This is a genomic window from Psychrobacter sp. Arc29, assembly GCF_041431175.1.
Lineage (GTDB): Bacteria > Pseudomonadota > Gammaproteobacteria > Pseudomonadales > Moraxellaceae > Psychrobacter.
Map to the genome: position 1 here is coordinate 99,665 of NZ_JASMRR010000008.1, position 15,592 is coordinate 115,256.

At 42.8% G+C, this 15,592-nt stretch carries 13 protein-coding genes; 5 read left to right on the top strand and 8 right to left on the bottom strand.

The genetic code is table 11. The annotated features are described in order from the left end of the window. Positions 1 to 403 precede the first annotated feature (403 nt). The gene (locus QO189_RS11460) at positions 404 to 1,258 is read right to left on the bottom strand and encodes a universal stress protein (RefSeq protein WP_371532812.1); all 855 of its coding nucleotides are present in this window, start codon (positions 1,256 to 1,258) and stop codon (positions 404 to 406) included. Between the two features lie 177 nt (positions 1,259 to 1,435). Further along, a complete protein-coding gene (locus tag QO189_RS11465) occupies positions 1,436 to 2,935 on the bottom strand; it encodes a SulP family inorganic anion transporter (RefSeq protein ID WP_201601511.1) in 1,500 nt (499 codons plus the stop codon). A gap of 671 nt (positions 2,936 to 3,606) precedes the next feature. On the opposite strand from QO189_RS11465, the gene murD reads away from it, so the two are divergent. Then, a complete protein-coding gene (gene murD, locus QO189_RS11470; RefSeq protein ID WP_371532813.1) occupies positions 3,607 to 5,043 on the top strand; it encodes a UDP-N-acetylmuramoyl-L-alanine--D-glutamate ligase in 1,437 nt (478 codons plus the stop codon). 288 nt (positions 5,044 to 5,331) lie between these two features. Further along, positions 5,332 to 6,528, top strand: a complete 1,197-nt coding sequence (locus QO189_RS11475) for an FtsW/RodA/SpoVE family cell cycle protein (RefSeq protein ID WP_201601515.1) — start codon at positions 5,332 to 5,334, stop codon at positions 6,526 to 6,528. Between the two features lie 106 nt (positions 6,529 to 6,634). Here the strand turns inward: QO189_RS11475 and gluQRS are convergent, their stop codons facing one another. The 6 genes from gluQRS to QO189_RS11505 all read right to left on the bottom strand — a co-directional run bounded on the left by gluQRS (position 6,635) and on the right by QO189_RS11505 (position 12,272). Further along, positions 6,635 to 7,615, bottom strand: coding sequence for a tRNA glutamyl-Q(34) synthetase GluQRS (gene gluQRS / locus QO189_RS11480; protein ID WP_371532814.1), 981 nt, complete (start codon positions 7,613 to 7,615; stop codon positions 6,635 to 6,637). A gap of 247 nt (positions 7,616 to 7,862) precedes the next feature. Further along, positions 7,863 to 8,300: an RNA polymerase-binding protein DksA gene (gene dksA, locus QO189_RS11485; protein WP_201601517.1), complete on the bottom strand. Its 438-nt coding sequence runs from the start codon at positions 8,298 to 8,300 to the stop codon at positions 7,863 to 7,865. 472 nt (positions 8,301 to 8,772) lie between these two features. Then, positions 8,773 to 9,615 (bottom strand): metallophosphoesterase, encoded by an 843-nt coding sequence (locus QO189_RS11490; RefSeq protein ID WP_371532815.1) that lies wholly within the window; start codon positions 9,613 to 9,615, stop codon positions 8,773 to 8,775. A gap of 248 nt (positions 9,616 to 9,863) precedes the next feature. Further along, on the bottom strand, positions 9,864 to 10,679 hold the full coding sequence (locus QO189_RS11495; protein ID WP_371532816.1) for a metal ABC transporter permease: 816 nt from the start codon (positions 10,677 to 10,679) through the stop codon (positions 9,864 to 9,866). A 125-nt stretch (positions 10,680 to 10,804) separates the two neighbouring features. After that, positions 10,805 to 11,602: a metal ABC transporter ATP-binding protein gene (locus tag QO189_RS11500; protein ID WP_371532817.1), complete on the bottom strand. Its 798-nt coding sequence runs from the start codon at positions 11,600 to 11,602 to the stop codon at positions 10,805 to 10,807. Between the two features lie 91 nt (positions 11,603 to 11,693). Then, positions 11,694 to 12,272, bottom strand: coding sequence for a Fur family transcriptional regulator (locus tag QO189_RS11505; RefSeq protein WP_371532818.1), 579 nt, complete (start codon positions 12,270 to 12,272; stop codon positions 11,694 to 11,696). A gap of 199 nt (positions 12,273 to 12,471) precedes the next feature. On the opposite strand from QO189_RS11505, the gene QO189_RS11510 reads away from it, so the two are divergent. The 3 genes from QO189_RS11510 (at position 12,472) to atpB (ending at position 15,587) form a co-directional block, all read left to right on the top strand. After that, the gene (locus QO189_RS11510; RefSeq protein ID WP_371532819.1) at positions 12,472 to 13,353 is read left to right on the top strand and encodes a metal ABC transporter solute-binding protein, Zn/Mn family; all 882 of its coding nucleotides are present in this window, start codon (positions 12,472 to 12,474) and stop codon (positions 13,351 to 13,353) included. Positions 13,354 to 13,640: 287 nt separating this feature from the next. Continuing rightward, the gene (locus QO189_RS11515; protein ID WP_238038626.1) at positions 13,641 to 14,039 is read left to right on the top strand and encodes an ATP synthase subunit I; all 399 of its coding nucleotides are present in this window, start codon (positions 13,641 to 13,643) and stop codon (positions 14,037 to 14,039) included. 681 nt (positions 14,040 to 14,720) lie between these two features. Then, positions 14,721 to 15,587, top strand: coding sequence for a F0F1 ATP synthase subunit A (gene atpB, locus QO189_RS11520; RefSeq protein ID WP_371532820.1), 867 nt, complete (start codon positions 14,721 to 14,723; stop codon positions 15,585 to 15,587). Positions 15,588 to 15,592 lie beyond the last annotated feature (5 nt).

The following is a 15,592-nucleotide window of genomic DNA, read 5'->3' on the forward strand; positions in this document are numbered from 1 at the left end:
CTCTGCTTTGCTTACGGTAAGTTATTCAAGAACTGTGCCAACCTACTCAAGGGGGAGGTAGAATTGGGTTTATTTATTCAAAAATAACCGCGGTTGCAACAGAGCATATGAGTGACGATGTAATGATGAGAGCCATCATTATAAACATAGTAAAAGCGAATCAACCTTTAGCGTTTGGTTAATGAAAACTTTATTATAACCAACTTTTTAGGTGCTTGGGGAGGCTATCCCTCTATTTCATGTGACGATTTGCTAACTTGAGTTTAGTAATAAAATGGACGTTTGATGACAGCTGATTAAAGCTAAATAGAGGAGAGGTCGCGGTAAGCGGCAGAGACCAAAAGAGTCGTTGGTGCTCTGCGCTTAAATAGATAGGACTATGTGAGTGTAGATAAAACGATATCTAAGCCTTAGGAAAAAGGAGGTATGGTGTTTTGGTACTGCCCAATAACTTCTTAGTATCGCTGCCTTGTAGCAACTCACGCAAACGCGATTGGCCAAACGCACCTGTTATGAGTAGGCCGATATCGTTCTGGTTTTGGTAGTAATTTAAAGCCGCCGCAACATCACGGCAGTCTAATAATGTTTTTTTAGATTTGATACCTGCTTGCTTGAGCTTCGCGTATGCTTCACGCAGTGCATCACAGTTATCAGAAGTTTCTTTACCGATCATGACAATATGAATGGTCAAGGCACGCACGAGCGGGGTCTTACACAACCAATTAAGCAACTTATGGCATGTTGGACTGTTGTCAAAAGCAAATAAAGCGGTAGTAGGGGGCAAAAATGGTGCATGTGTCACCAAAATGGGGCAGTGGCTGACTCTAATCAGTTGTCCTAATGTCGATTTGCACGTGACATGATGCCCAATGATGATCAATTGTGCCTTGTCATCGACGTAATCGATACTCTGGTTCAGGTTTTCATGACGATGCAAGGTATAAGTTTTGAGCTTATGAGGCTTTTGCTCGCAATACGTGGTAGCTTGAGACAGTAATAGTCTGCCCTGTGCTTTTAGCTCACAGTTGCTCAAATGCTCTTTGGTTGTGAACTGCTCAAGCAAGGCATTTTCATCATCGATATTGAGACAACCAGAATAATTGACCGCAGCTTTTTGCTGTAAGCTTGGGACTGAATGTAGTAGTCCTACAGGCGCGCGCAAGCGAATAGAAGCCCACATGCTGGCCTCTAATACAGCTTGAACATGATCAGGACAGTCCAAGCAGGCAATGACACTATCTGGTTTTAAGTTACTCATAAAACGGCCACATCATTCTAATCATAAAAATCAGCCACTCAGCGTAGGGTTAAGGCATCACGTACATACCTAACTCTTTTGACCGATGTAGCTGTCTATTTATCCATCGATTCACAAATCATTCATCGATTCACAAAACCTTGCCATACATCAATGACAAGGCAGACGTAGATTTGCTTAATCTAATAAGCCAATATCTCGGCGATCGTGAACAGAGAAGCGGTCAATCAGTGTTCGACTCGCATTGTTGAGTCCTACCACTTTGACATCAATACCTTCACGTTGCAAGCGCATGACCAGCTTGTCCAAGGTATCAACAGCACTGATGTCCCAAAAATGCGCATGGCTGACGTCAATTTGAATGCTGTCTACCGCTTCTTTGGTATCAAAGCTATTCAAAAACTGTGTCGTAGAGGCAAAGAACACCTGTCCTTGAACATAATAATAACGGGTATTGCTACTGTCATCGTACTCACTGAATATGGTTAAGAACTGACCAATCTTATTGGCAAATGCCAAGGCAGATAGCAACACACCAACACCAACGCCATAAGCTAAGTTATGCGTAAAGACGGTGGTTAGTACTGTCGCTAGCATCACTATATTGAATGACATAGGATGCGTTTTGAATTCGCGAATAGATTGCCAGTTAAACGTGCCAATCGATACCATAATCATGACAGCAACGAGGGCTGCCATTGGGATTTGGCTGACCCATTCACTTAAGAATACCACCATGATGAGCAGTACCACACCTGCGATCAAGGTAGAAAGGCGCGTGCGTCCACCAGATTTTACATTAATCATCGACTGACCAATCATCGCACAGCCTGCCATACCACCGAAGAAACCTGACACCACGTTGGCTATGCCTTGACCGCGGCACTCTTTGTTCTTATCACTTGGCGTATCGGTCAACTCATCGACAATCGTTGCAGTCATCATAGACTCTAGTAAACCCACAATGGCAAGCGCAATAGAATAAGGCGCAATAATCAGCAATGTATTCAGGTTTAATGGAATATCAGGCAACAAAAACACAGGCAACGAATCTGGCAAATCACCCATGCTACCGACGTTACGAATATCAAGATTCATATACATCGCAACAGCCGTCAACCCAACGATACAAATCAATGGTGACGGAATGATGCGACCGATTTTAGGGATAAGTGGAAACAGGTAGATAATCCCCAAGCCTACAGCGGTCATGATATAAACCGTCATACCGACACGCTCGGTCATAGGATTCAGCTCTGGTAACTGGGCGGCGAATATCAATATTGCCAATGCATTGACAAAGCCAATGACAACTGAGCGCGAGACAAAGCGCATCAAATTACCAAGCTTTAGGATGCCCATGACGACCTGAATGACGCCGCACAGCAAGGTCGCAGCCAGTAAATACCGCAAACCATGATCGGCAACCAAATCGACCATGACTAAGGCCATAGCACCCGTTGCTGCCGAAATCATACCTGGACGACCACCGACAAAACTGATCACGACCGCGATACAGAATGAGGCATATAGGCCGACTTTTGGGTCAACACCTGCGATAATAGAAAAGGCAATGGCTTCTGGAATAAGCGCCAAGGCGACAACCAAGCCCGATAAAACGTCACCGCGAACATTGGAAAACCACTCGTCACGCAAGTTATCAATAAAAGATGTCATAAGTAAACTACATAGGGTTAGAGGCAAAAAAAGTAATCATTACTCATTTATAAAATGATCGCGTCGCTAATAATAGCTATTCATTTTTCTTTTACGTCAACATGTACTGGATCATGTTGCTGTGTTGGAGTGTGAAAGGTCAATAATAAGTATGTCTACTGATTTTTTTTGGTATCACGAATACGCTCATCAATAATCAATACGATGATAAGGACAGTAAAATGACCTAAAAATATGGTTTGAATCAGGTTGCTTAAAATAGGCTATAAAAAAATATCTATCATAAGACATAGAATCAGCAATTTCTTGCTGCAGTAGAGGGTGATAAATAATCTGCCAAATCATGACTACTATCTGACATATCACTATCACACACGAATCGTTGCTAAAGAGACGTGACAATAGCGCGATAAATGTGACAACATGCTAAACTAAAACAATCAGGCGAAACGCCTTGTCACATAACAATGTCACATATCAATCAAGCTAACTATTATAGCATTAGCCACTGAATATAAAAACAGGCGAATAATAGCACAAAGTCATAAAAAATTAGTACCGAAATATGAACGATACCGTTATGATGCTTGTCATCTTGGCGGTGTCATTTAGAGTCGCTGTACGCTCAGTTTGCTTGACGCCATTTTGCTCGTTCAATAGAAGGAATAGACATGACCGCTAATACCGCAACAGAAACCTTAATCCATAAAGGCAACGGTCTACAGGTCGTGGTCGGTTTGGGACAGTCTGGGTTATCGGTCGCGCACTATCTTGCCAAGCAAGGCTATCGAGTAGCGGTAACAGATGCACAAGTCGTGCCTAAATTGGCAGAGCAACTGCCCGCTGAGATCGAGGTTCGTCAGTTCGGTGCAATTGACGCAGAGCTGTTACAGCAAGCGGCACGCATTATTATCAGCCCAGGCATTTCGCTCGAAAATGATGGAATTGCCGCCGCGCGCCAAGCAAATATTCCAGTAGTTAGCGATATTCAGCTATTTTGCGAAGCCTGTACTGCACCGATAGTGGCGATCACAGGCTCTAATGCTAAAAGTACCGTAACGACCTTAGTTGGACAAATGGCGGCAGATGCTGGCGTCAATGTTGGTGTTGGTGGCAATATTGGCGTGCCAGCACTGACTTTGCTTGATAATGCGGACATGGAGTTGGCAGTGCTGGAGTTGTCTAGCTTTCAGTTAGAAACTGTCACTAACTTGGGGGCAAAAGTAGCGACTGTCCTCAATATGTCACCTGATCATTTAGATCGCCACGGTGATATGCTTGGTTATCATCAAGCCAAGCATCGTATCTTTCAAGGTGCCAAGTCCGTGGTCATTAACCGCGAAGATGCGCTCACCCGTCCATTGGTCGCAGACAACCTACCAAGAATCAGTACGGGTATCCATGCGCCTGATAAAGGTCAGTATGGTCTCATTACAGACACAGAAGGCCAAACTTATCTTGCACGCGGTACAGAAAGATTACTGTCCGCAGACAAACTGTTGATTAAAGGGCGTCATAATCTGCTAAACGCGCAAGCAGCTTTAGCACTTGGTGAGCTTGCAGGTTTGCCCCTTGAGAGTATGCTCGAGACGTTACAGCAATTCACAGGTCTTGAACATCGCTGCCAGTACGTTGGGAGCTTTGCTAATATCGACTATTTTGATGATTCTAAAGGCACCAATATTGGCTCGACCATGGCCGCTATTGAAGGGCTAGGTGCAGTCTATGCACCCAAAGATGGTAAGCTATTATTGATTTTGGGCGGGCAAGGTAAAGGTCAGCAATTTGGTGAGTTGACGCCTTTTATCAATCAATACGTCAGCCAAGTGCTGTTTATTGGTGAGGATGGCAAGCAAATTGAGCAGCATTTACGCGCAACCAAATTAAGCGATGATGTCGCATTGCACCAATGCCAAACATTAGAAAACGCCTTTGTCACTATTCAGCAAGTCACTGCTAGCAGCCTATCGCAAGTGCAAGCGGTATTGTTGTCACCTGCCTGTGCCAGTTTTGATCAATACAGTGGTTATGCGGCTCGCGGTGAGCATTTCAGTCGATTGGTTGCTCAGTTAGATACGGCACAATCAAATAGCACGATTATCAGTTAAAATTTTTAGATGGCTATAGGCTCGAATAGGCCAGCATAGATGGTGTAGTAGTACGTGAGTTACTTATTAACCAAAGCAGCATTTCTCTTATAAATGATTGTTTTGCTTATAGATTGCTGCTACTGTCAACCGTAACGGCTCTGATTACTAGATAAATGATTGCTCAAGCATTTTTTGATGATTGAGGGTTTTTATCATCGTCTATCTAGTAAGATTTACTTTATGATTTTTTAAACGGTGGCGTTTCATAGACGCCGTGTTTTTTCGTTTGTTAGTGTATATAAAATTATGGCGCTCTCTTCTTTTTTTCGTTCTTCGCCCAAAACCAAGCAAGCCTCTGGCTCAGACGGTGTCCTTTCTATGCCATCAGCGCGCGCAATTTTATTATCGAGCGTCGGCTGTATCATGGTACTTAGTCTGCTGATGGTGGCTTCTGCTTCTATTCCTTTTGCGCTCAGTCGCGGTATGACAGAGCTGTATTTTTTCAATAATCAGCTACTGTATATGACGATTGGGTTAATCGTCGCCATTATCCCTTATTATGGTGTGTCGTTACGGACGCTCTATAAGACTGAAACTCAGTTTCTGCTATTGGGTATCACCGGTATATTGCTGGTGGCAACGCTGTTTAGTACACCTATTAACGGCTCTAAGCGCTGGCTCACGCTGGGAGGCTTTAACTTTCAGGTAGCAGAATTGGCCAAGCTGGTCATGATTGTGTTTGTCTCTGACTTTGTGGTGCGCCGCTCTTTTGAGGTTCGTAATGGCCTAGATGGCTTTTTACGAATTATGTTAGTAGTGGCATTGATAACGATACTGCTATTGTCGCAGCCAGATTTTGGTTCTTTTGTCGTTATTTTGGGGACGCTGTTCGCGATTTTTTATATCGCTGGAGCACCTTACAAGCACTTCTTAGCATTAGGTGCGGCTGCCGTTGGTGGCGCAGTGTTGATGGTGACCACGGCAGAGTACCGGTTGGTACGTGTGATGTCGTTCATGGATCCGTTTGATGATGTGCAAGATACCGATTATCAGCTGGCACGTAGTCTGATTGCTTTTGGCCGTGGACAGTTCACTGGGGTTGGCTATGGCGAAAGTGTGCAAAAACTGTCGCATTTGCCTGAGGCGCATACTGACTTTTTATTGGCGATTACGGGTGAAGAGTTGGGCTTTGTTGGTGTCAGTATGGTATTGATACTCGAAGCACTGATTATCGGTAGTGCGATGCGTATCAGCTACAACGCGCTAAAACGTCGCCAAATGCGCATGAGCTATACCGCGTTCGGTATCGGTGTGGTGTTTATTGCACAGACAATTATTAATGCGGCGATGAACATGGGTGCTATTCCTACCAAAGGCCTCACCATGCCATTCTTTAGTTATGGCGGTTCTTCAATGTTGATCAGCTTGGTTATGGTGGCTTTATTATTGAAAATATATAAAGAAAGTCCTGAGATCGAAAAGAGCCAATGCCGCTACTATTAAAAACTTTGAGTTAGTTTATATACTCTATGACCAAGCATTAAAAAAAGCGCCGCAAATAGTGGCGCTTTTTGCTATCCGTTTTTTGTGAGTTGCTTTTTAGTTATCTTCAATAAGGCGAATTCAACTGCTGTTTCCCTTGCAGCGGCGTATTGTCCCATTGAGCAATTGCTTGCTTGAGCATATTTTCTGGTGTATCAATATCGACCTTTGGTTGCTGCAGGAGTTTTAAGGCATCAGCAATCAGCTGGCTTGGATCTGAGGTATCAATTGGCTGTGCAAGATTCTGCTTAGAGAGCTTTTGACCATCCGCATTGTTGATTAATGGCAGATGATACCAATGGTCGATGGTTGGCAGTTGTGCCGCCTGCATGATACTGATCTGTGCCGTGGTCATGGGTAAAATGTCCAAACCGCGCATGATATGAGTCACCTGTTGTAGGCCGTCATCAATGCTGGCTGCCAGTATATAATTGATCATGCCGTCTTGACGACGAGCCACCATATCTCCTAGTGTCTGCTGCGGATTGTCCCATTGCAGCCCTTGGATACCATCGTGAAAGCCAATTTTATAGTCTGGTAGCTGTATACGTAACTTATGCTGTTGCCTATCAAGGCCCGATGCAACACAGCGTCGTGGGTAACGTTGTCTGTTTGGCTGCGTTTGGTTGCATGGTTGTGTTAAGTTCGCATTACTGTGATGTCTATTAATTTCCTCTTGCACCCAATATTGTTCTAAGTCTTTGCGTGAGCACTGGCAACCATAAGTCAATGGGCGTAATGATGAAGACAAGTATTCGTTATAAATATCAATACGTTCAGATTGATAAATGACATCACCGTCCCAGTGCAGCCCAAGCATCTCTAAGTCCATCAAAATCTGTTCAGTGAACTGTCTATCACAGCGCTCGGTGTCGGTGTCTTCGATACGCAGCAGCCACTGTCCACCGATCGATTTGATATGGCAAAAGCTTGCAAGTGCCGTGGTCAAAGAACCAAGGTGCAACTCACCCGTTGGTGAAGGCGCAAAGCGGCCAATAGGCTGGGATAATTTGGTGTGAGATGGCGCGTCAGTAGGAATAGTTTTCACAATAAATGGCTATCGATAAAAATAATATAGATAGAATAATAAAAATTAGGTTCAAAAGATATTTATTAAATGAGATTGTTTCGTGAGCAAGGGCAACATTTCACCAATGCTTTATCAGTCATATACTCAATACAGAGTAGGGGGAGCGTTTGCGTGAAGAGGCGGTCGTCTAAACGGTCATCTAAAATGCAAAAAGCGACCACTCATAGGGTCGCTTTGTTTTACAGTCATCTTAGTTCTACCTGATTTAAGCACCTTGGTTTTGGCGTTCTTTAATCTCAGACAAAGTCTTGCAGTCGATACATTGGGTCGCTGTTGGACGTGCTTCAAGACGGCGCAAACCAATCTCTACGCCACAAGTTTCACAAAATCCATAGTCGTCATTTTCGATTTCTAGCATAGACTTGTCGATTTTGCGAATAAGTTTGCGTTCACGGTCGCGTGTGCGCAAAGCTAGCGCAAACTCTTCTTCTTGAGTTGCACGGTCATTGATATCAGGCATGGCGCTTGATTCGTCTTGGATGTAGTTTTTGGTACGATCCGCTTCGCCAATCAGTTGGTTTTTCCATTCCAACAAAATCGCCTTAAAATGCTCTAACTGTGCATCAGACATATACTCTTCGTCTGGGGCTGGCACATAAGGAGTAAACTTGACTTCACTTGGATTTGTGGTCACGGTGCTCATATGGGTATCCTACTTTTTCAAATTAATTCAATAAAACGACGTATCAAAAGACAAGACGTTATCAATTTTACAAACGCTATAATTTGTCCCTTTATCAAACGTTTTACCACTTGGTAACACAAGTAACACAGCTGATCAAATAATATCGTTATGTTGGTCTATCGGTATCGACACACCATTGCTTAGGTATACTGCGATGCAACATTTTGGTTCGATAGCATGGCTGCAATCATGTGGTAAATTACTGACTGTAAAAAACGATTTTAGCTACTATATTGCTGACTAATATGAGATATCAGGTCATTTCGCTTCATTTTACAAGTTGTATCATTGTTTTTAATAATAATGAAGTTATTTTTTATACTGATCTCATTTTTTCTTAATCTACTCGCTAGCGCCACTTCAATTAATAGGTGCTAAATCCTTGAGGTGTAAGCGCTATAGCTATTTTATGCACCAATAAATATGGGCATTAAGTATCCAGTCTTTCAATCCAGCTTGCAACCTTTCCATTGTTGGCTAATTGCAACCAGCGGTAACCAGGTGAACACGCTTCATCGTAAGCAAAATCATGCGAATAAGGTTTGAATTGATAGCAGGTAGATGGCGTGCTATAAACAGTCACACCTTGGCGATAACGAATCTGCTCTTGGTGAGTATGACCGCTAATAATCACCTGTAAATGCTCAAAAGGCGCCATATACTCCCAAAAAGTTTCAGCGTTCTGCGCCATATGGGTGTCAATCCAGTCAGAATCTACTGGAATGACGTGATGGTGTAGGGCGATAAGCGCAGGCTTATCACATGCCTCAAGCCGTTTGCATAACCAATCAATATCTGTAGTGGTTATCTCACCTGCCACTTTCCCTGTGATAGACGAGTCTAATAACAGAAGCTGCCAGTGATCACTCTCAATGATGTGCCGACTGAGTAAGCGTGAGTCAGCAGGCTGGGCAATGAGTGTCCGCTGAAAAAACGGCAAATCTTCACCATTCTCATCAGTCACATCGTGATTGCCAGCGATACATACAAAAGGAATTTGGGTTGCCTGTAGTACATCAAAGATATGGTCATAGGTGGCGGGCTTTACTTTACTGACCAGATCGCCAGTCACGATAATCAAATCACAGCGAATATCTTCATTCAGTGCTTGCTGCAGTACAGCTTCAAAATTACGCTGACAATCACCCACCTCATTGACATGACTACTGTCAGTATCAGCAGCGACAGGCGTGGATAAATGCAAATCTGTGATTTGTAAAATATTTATCTGTTCATCGGACGTGCTGATTTTATTGACGGGATAGTTCGGCATTGGGTCAGTCCCTTATCGAATCAAAACAATGGTCATTGTGAGAACGAGTATGGATAAATGATCTACTATTTTCAAAATTATATTAATCTATTATTAACACTAATTAATGACGAGTCATATAGTGAATCGTTATAAATAATGGTAAAGGAAGTTTATAACATAAAGCCAATGAAAGCTCTAGTAATATTAATGAAATAAAGTTGACTAAAGGGAATGTATAGTGCTGCTATAGCCTATGTATCAGCACGCTAGCGCGCTGACCGAAATTTTATTTTGGCTAGCTTGGAAACAATTAAAGCGATAAAAAATAATATCGCTAATATCAATACGATAGAGAGTCCAGTCTGGATATCTAGCCAGATACTTCCCCACACGCCAAGCGTCACGCCGAGCTGCGCAATGATAAATGCTGTGATCACCATTTGCTTTGGTGATGAAGACCATAAGCGTGCCGTCAGTGCAGGTAATACCAATAAACCACTGATCAATAAGCTGCCAACAGCTTGTAGCGCAATCGCACAAAACCCTGCGAGAACGCCCATAAAAAATAGTCGCTGGCGGGTCGGGTTAATGCCTTGAATACGAGCTAGTGCTTCATGAGTCGCCAGTTTTATTTGAGCGGGCCAAATATACAATAGTAGCCCCAACCCAGCCAGTACGCTACCAGCGAGTAGTGGCAAATCTGCCCAGTCCAGCTCAAGTAAATTGCCAAACAAAAACCCCAAGACATTGGCTTGTTGATTGGTCAGCTGTGTCAAAGTCAATAGCCCCAGACACAACAGCGTGACGGCTACCACCGCGAGCACAGCATCAGCTGGCAGACGGTCATCATCCATCAGTACCAGGCATAGCACCACCGCTGCACTAACCAACGCAACACCTATACCCATGGGTAATTGCCACCAAGCAGCAAGTGCGACTCCAAGCAAGGTGCCATGTGCTAAAGCATCGGCAAAAAATGCCATGCGTCGCCACAAGACTAAGCATCCTAAAGGCGCTGACAGTAGGGCTAAAATACTGCCAGCGATCCAAGCAGGTGCAATAATGGCTAACCAAGCGGTCATAAGAAGTGTCCGTAAAATTTTTATAAGAAAAGTTTGTGCTATCTATCAGTTTGGTCACGCTAGCTTTAACGAATTTGATGTTAGCTATTTTCGATTTAGATCATCATTGTTTTTGGTCATTATCGTTATAGCTCGCTTGGTGCATGATGCTCACAAGCATGCGGCTGATGCACATACGGCTGCTCATAATGATGACCAAATAGCTTTTGAAACTCAGTGCTGATAGCAAGCTCGCTTGGTTGTCCTTCACAGCAAATGTGCTTGTTGAGACAAATGACTCGGCGACTGCCTTTCATCACCCAGTGCAGATCATGCGATACCACCAGCATCGCACAGCGTAAGAAATCCGGTAGCTCATCGATAAATTGATATAACCAAACCTCGGTGTCAGGATCAAGACCTTGCATTGGTTCATCTAAGATAAGTAAATTTGGCTTATCTAATAGCGCCCTCGCCAGTAGTACTCGCTGTGTTTCACCACCTGATAAGTGCAGCATTTGTCGTGACAATAAATGCGTTAGTGACAAATTATCAAAGATAAACTGTCGCTGCTCAGAAGTGAGACGCTTCTTATCTGCTTGTCCCAACAAATCGCAGACGCGCAGCGGCAATATGGGCGGCACAGCAAATCGCTGCGGTACATAGCCAAGCTGTAGCTGTTGATGGGCTGTGATACTGCCTTTTGTGGATTCGATCAGACCCAAAATAAGCTTGATCAACGTTGACTTACCAGCCCCATTAGGTCCAATAATACTGACGGTTTCATTGATTGCAATATCGATATCAATATGTGAGAGCAAACGTTGATGCCCGATATGATAACTAACGTTGTTCAAGCTCAGCAGTTTGCCAGCTTCATTCGTGGGACTGCTATTCACAATAGCAGTAGTCGACTGTTTAGAGGGTGAGGTAGACAGGCTCATAGGATGACAACGAATAGGTAAATGGATAATACAAATAAACAAACAATGACAGTGACGTACTTTTTAGGCAACCAAAGAGCCTGAATAAATCTTATTGGCAAACTTGGCAACGACCACTAAGCTCAATAACACTACGCTCAACAGTAAAACCGACATCTTTCTCAGCGAAACTCATCATTTCTTGTACTGGTAAGCTGCTACATTCCTGAACTCGCTGACACTGATCGCAGATTAAAAAGGCAGCCGTGTGCTGTGCTCTGGGATGGCAGCAAGGAACATAAGCATTGATAGACGTTAATTGATGAATCAAACCTTCACTTAGTAAAAACTCTAAGCTGCGGTAAACCGTTGGCGGCGCAACATTTTTTGGTGCTCGCTTTTTAGTTGATGGTTTTTCTACAAATTGCTTTGATAAGCCAGATGCTTTTAGCGTATCACTATCATCCATTTCAAAGAGACGCATCTGCTGCAATTGCGTGATTAAGTCATAAGCACCAACAGGTTGATCAGACTCTAAAACCAGCTGATATATCTGCTGGCGCAAAGGGGTAAAACGTGCCCCACTCAGACGACAGTGCTCTTTTGCTGCTGCTAAGCGTTCAATAACGTCATGCGGAGTCAAATCTTGCACATCATGTAAATGTTCGCAATTCGATGAGGTAGTAGACATAGTACAGGCTCCCAAAAATAGCATGGTAATCGCATGACGTTTTTTATGATAGCGTTTTTTATTGTTATAGTATAACATAATAAACATAGAATCGAATCAGTTGTCTTACCTCTCTTATATATATTGATCATTTTTTATCCATGATGCGGCACGACACTGTGACTCATAATTTTGTTACTCATTGATTAAAGAGCTTACCATGAACTCTGTTTTTACTTATTTACGACGCTCAATCATTACGTTACAGCGCTTACTGATTACAGGATTGGTAGTCTTAGGCTCTTTTACATTAAGCGCGCACGCAGCAACGGTCAGTGTCAGCAATCATCCCATGTTTTTACTCAGTCAAGCCGTGACGGAAGGCACCCCTTCTGCTAACCAAATTTTACAAGCTGGCGATGTGGGGCACCATGGCAGTATTAGTCCAAGTGATAAGAAAGCCATTCAAGACAGTAAATTTGTGGTTTGGTTTGGTCCCTCATTAGAGAACAGCCTGACTGGCAGTTTAGAGATGGCACCTAATGCCATTGACTTATTTGCTTTTGATGCTTTTACTCGACATCCTCTTCGTGATATTCAAGGAAAACCTATTGCGGGCACATTCGACCCACATATCTGGCTTGATCCTGAAAATGCAAAGGCCATTACTCGTGCCTTAGCTGTTATTCATAGTCATGCCAATCCAGAGTATAAAAGCACCTACCAAGCAAACGCCAAAAAGTTTGCACAGCGTATGGACAATGCTGTAGCGAAGATACAGCAATCCACACAAAAACAGCGCCCTTATTGGGCCTATCACGATGCCTATCAATATATTGAAGATGCCACAAAAATAAAGCTGGCAGGTAGCTTAAGCCCAGACCATCACCTTGCCCCAAAAGCAAGTCAATTGCGCTGGCTTAATGACAATCGTCCAGCCAAACAAATGTGCTTGGTCAATCAAAGCACCGCTAGCAAAGGATTGCTTGCCAAATTGCAACCTATTAATACCACTGTCCAAATCGAAGACATGAGCGATAGCGAAGACTTTGTAGAAGGATGGACAGCAATGGCTCAGCAAATCCACCAATGTATATCCTAGAATAGGAAGCCATTCGTTAGGGCTGTTCTAAGAAGCTAGAGTTTTAAAAAGAGTGAGACAGCTGTTTTTCAAGTATCTGGTACGGCTACGTAACATAGCAATAGCAGTGGGTTGCGTTAGGTGACTGATAAAAGTCATATTTTACTTGCTTAATAGTGGCTGTCTCCTTATAATAAGTGGCGTTTTATTTTGGTTTAAAGGTAATGCCTGTAGAGTAAGTCATTTACGGATAAAAGTGTCGCAAGTATGCTATATTATCCCAATGCTGAAAGGCTATAGGAATATCGATGACCAAGCCTGCCAAACGCACGCAAAAAGATAAAATAGGCATCTATATCAAACGGCAAGCATGGATATTGTTTATCCTTATCATTATTGCTTGGATGATAGATACGATTTGGTTACGTAGTGAGCTTACTGTAGCAAAGAGCGCCGCCATTGGTGCACTGCTCAGTTTTACGACTCAAGCCGTTTTTGCTTTTTTTATCTTTTGGTACACTGGATATCGCGCGCGCCAACATATCGTTAGCCAGCTATATCGAGGTCAGATGGCTAAATGGCTGTTGACTGTGTTTGGTTTCGCACTAATTTTTATTACCGTACAACCCCTATCTGCGCCTGCGCTGTTTATCGGTTTTATGGTAATGCAAATTAGTCACAGTTGGATGTTGTGGCATATACGCTAGCGCTAATAAATGATCACTACATAGATAATTTATTCATAGTACTGGCAAGTCACCCTGCCGTCCAACTTCTCTATGACTAGTTCAGAAAGTCAAAGTACAAAACTGTCCCACGACAGCACCAATGATTATAAAAATCGAAGTATGAGCCTCTATGTCAGGCGCAGTATGCAACGACACAGTGATAGGGTAGAGCTGGTCCAGCTATTAACCTCACTGATGATTAAATTTTTACAGTTTAGTTATGGACGACTAACTATATTATTAGCCGTTATTGTCAGCTAACTTATTCATACAGTGGATAATAAAATCATAATTGACTTTACACGAATACAACGCTGCATTAATATAGGCAGCTAAATATTTTGTTTATGAGCGCTACACTAAGCGCCGGTCGTAAAAACGGCCAGTAGACAAGCACATATATAATAATTTTGCGTATACATGCAAGGGCTATTACTGAGTTATCATAAGCCCTTTTTTGATAGCTAAAATTTATGTCAAGTTATCAAATATAGCATTAGTAATAGAACTATGGGTTGGATGTTGTTGGTTACATGGGTGCTTTTAGTATGATTTATTTGTTTGCTTAGTTGCAAGGCAAATAGAAATACCAAACCCCATCAGATGACAACCATATTTTTGGTAGTTGATTAAATCGTTGATTAATAAGAAGCTTACATTATGGCATCCGAGCAAACATCATCAGAATATATCTCTCACCACTTAACGAATTGGACGTACGGCTATCTGCCGGGCGAAGGTTGGAAAGTTGCCTATGATGCTGAAGAAGCAGGGCAAATGGGCTTTAACGCTATCCATCTTGATTCTATGCTATGGTCAGTTGGTCTAGGTATTTTATTTTGTACCATCTTTTGGATGGTTTCCAAAAAAGTCACCTCAGGCGTACCAAGCAAAACTCAGGCAGCGGTTGAGATGATCGTTGAGTTTGTTGATAATAACGTTCGTGATTCGTACAGTGGTACATCAAAATTGATCGCGCCATTGGCGTTGACTATTTTTGTTTGGATCTTCTTGATGAACTTGATGGATTTGATACCTGTTGATTTTATTCCAGGTATTGCAGGTCAAGTTGGCGCCGCCATGGGTCACGATCCACATCATGTTTTCTTTAAGATTGTTCCAACGACTGATCCTAACATCACGCTTGGCATGTCGTTCTCTGTCTTTGCACTGATTATCTTTTATAGCATTAAAGAAAAAGGTTTGGGCGGCTTTATCGGTGAGTTAACACTGCATCCATTTAGCGCCAAAAACCCAATCGTACAAGCGATTTTGATCCCGATCAACTTCATCCTAGAAGCAGTTACTTTAATAGCAAAACCTGTATCACTTGGTTTGCGTCTATTCGGTAACATGTATGCTGGGGAATTGATTTTCATACTGATTGCTCTAATGCCGTTTTGGATTCAATGGGCGTTATCGGTACCGTGGGCTATCTTCCACATCTTAGTTATTACACTTCAAGCGTTCGTATTCATGATGCTGACGATAGTTTATATGTCGCTTGCATCATCAACTGAACATTAATTAGA

Excerpts from the sequence above, each read along its gene's own strand:
- QO189_RS11460 (WP_371532812.1), bottom strand. The coding sequence starts at position 1,258 with ATGAGTAACTTAAAACCAGATAGTGTCATTGCCTGCTTGGACTGTCCT.
- QO189_RS11465 (WP_201601511.1), bottom strand. The coding sequence starts at position 2,935 with ATGACATCTTTTATTGATAACTTGCGTGACGAGTGGTTTTCCAATGTT.
- murD (WP_371532813.1), top strand. The coding sequence starts at position 3,607 with ATGACCGCTAATACCGCAACAGAAACCTTAATCCATAAAGGCAACGGT.
- QO189_RS11475 (WP_201601515.1), top strand. The coding sequence starts at position 5,332 with ATGGCGCTCTCTTCTTTTTTTCGTTCTTCGCCCAAAACCAAGCAAGCC.
- dksA (WP_201601517.1), bottom strand. The coding sequence starts at position 8,300 with ATGAGCACCGTGACCACAAATCCAAGTGAAGTCAAGTTTACTCCTTAT.
- QO189_RS11490 (WP_371532815.1), bottom strand. The coding sequence starts at position 9,615 with ATGCCGAACTATCCCGTCAATAAAATCAGCACGTCCGATGAACAGATA.
- QO189_RS11495 (WP_371532816.1), bottom strand. The coding sequence starts at position 10,679 with ATGACCGCTTGGTTAGCCATTATTGCACCTGCTTGGATCGCTGGCAGT.
- QO189_RS11500 (WP_371532817.1), bottom strand. The coding sequence starts at position 11,602 with ATGAGCCTGTCTACCTCACCCTCTAAACAGTCGACTACTGCTATTGTG.
- QO189_RS11505 (WP_371532818.1), bottom strand. The coding sequence starts at position 12,272 with ATGTCTACTACCTCATCGAATTGCGAACATTTACATGATGTGCAAGAT.
- QO189_RS11510 (WP_371532819.1), top strand. The coding sequence starts at position 12,472 with ATGAACTCTGTTTTTACTTATTTACGACGCTCAATCATTACGTTACAG.
- QO189_RS11515 (WP_238038626.1), top strand. The coding sequence starts at position 13,641 with ATGACCAAGCCTGCCAAACGCACGCAAAAAGATAAAATAGGCATCTAT.
- atpB (WP_371532820.1), top strand. The coding sequence starts at position 14,721 with ATGGCATCCGAGCAAACATCATCAGAATATATCTCTCACCACTTAACG.